1 protein-coding gene is annotated in these 523 nt (G+C 69.2%); it reads right to left on the reverse strand.

Features of this window, described 5'->3' with window-relative positions:
* A partial coding sequence (locus EN824_RS35485) for a DUF5801 repeats-in-toxin domain-containing protein (RefSeq protein ID WP_245521069.1) occupies positions 1-523 on the reverse strand: 523 nt, incomplete at both ends.

Raw genomic sequence — 523 nt, forward strand, 5'->3', positions numbered from 1 at the left:
GCCATCGACCAGATGTTCAAGCGCGACGTTCTGCACCACCGTCATCTTGCCGTCCGCGGCGACCGACACGGTGAAGGCGGTGTGGGTGCCGCCGGCATCCGTGTACTGGCCCTGCACCGTGGCGCCGACCTGGACCAGCGTGATGGCATGGTCGCCCTGTGCCGTCGCCAGCCCCGAGGCCGCGTTGGTCACCGACAGCGCATAGGTCGTCGTGCCGGCGCCGTCGGCGCCGTAGTTGGAGGTCAGCGTCACGATCGCCGCAGCGCTCGTGGCCGTCATGATCGCCGGGTTCAGCACGCCGTCCGTCGTCGGACCGTTGTTGGTCTCGTCGAGCGTCACCGAGCTGCCGACCACCGCGTTGCTGATCGAGGGGCCGTCATCGAGGAAGGTGACCGCACCGCCGACATCGATGGCGCCGGTCGAGGCGGTGTCGCCATCGGCATCCGTCACCGTCGCCGTCACGGCGATCTTGCCCGCCAGGTTCAGCGCGTCATTGTAGGCGGCGGCCGTCGAGCCATCGACC

Origin of the sequence: Mesorhizobium sp. M8A.F.Ca.ET.181.01.1.1 (genome assembly GCF_004792025.1) — a bacterium.
In the GTDB taxonomy this organism is placed as follows: domain Bacteria; phylum Pseudomonadota; class Alphaproteobacteria; order Rhizobiales; family Rhizobiaceae; genus Mesorhizobium.